This is a genomic window from Polaribacter sargassicola (assembly GCF_021991835.1).
In the GTDB taxonomy this organism is placed as follows: Bacteria; Bacteroidota; Bacteroidia; order Flavobacteriales; family Flavobacteriaceae; genus Polaribacter; species Polaribacter sargassicola.
In genome coordinates this window covers 1-318 of the sequence record NZ_JAHDAU010000134.1, presented here as the reverse complement: position 1 = coordinate 318, position 318 = coordinate 1, and the positions used below count along the sequence as shown (strand labels likewise).

Here is a 318-nt window from a genome sequence, read left to right as displayed (position 1 = left end):
GGCCGCGAGAAGAAGTTCATCGGGAAGAACGCGACGCCGCTGCTGGACTCGGTGGCCGCGGTCTCGGTCGGGATCATCGACGGCGAGCCCATGCTCGATCTGGCATACGTCGAGGACGTGCGCGCGGAGACCGACATGAACGTGGTCGTCACCGGCCGCGGCCTGTTCGTCGAGGTGCAGGGCACCGCCGAGGGCGCGCCCTTCGACAAGCGCGAGCTGGACGCCCTGCTGGAGCTCGGCGTGAACGGCTGCGCGTCGCTCAGGGAGCACCAGCTGGCTTCGCTGGACCCTTCGACAGGCTCAGGGACCCACTCGTGA

Annotated in this window: 1 protein-coding gene; it reads left to right on the top strand. The window is 68.9% G+C overall.

Translation table 11 applies throughout. From position 1 onward, the window contains the following. The coding region (locus KI686_RS17550) for a hypothetical protein (RefSeq protein ID WP_497801191.1) at positions 1 to 318 on the top strand (318 nt) is incomplete at its 5' end.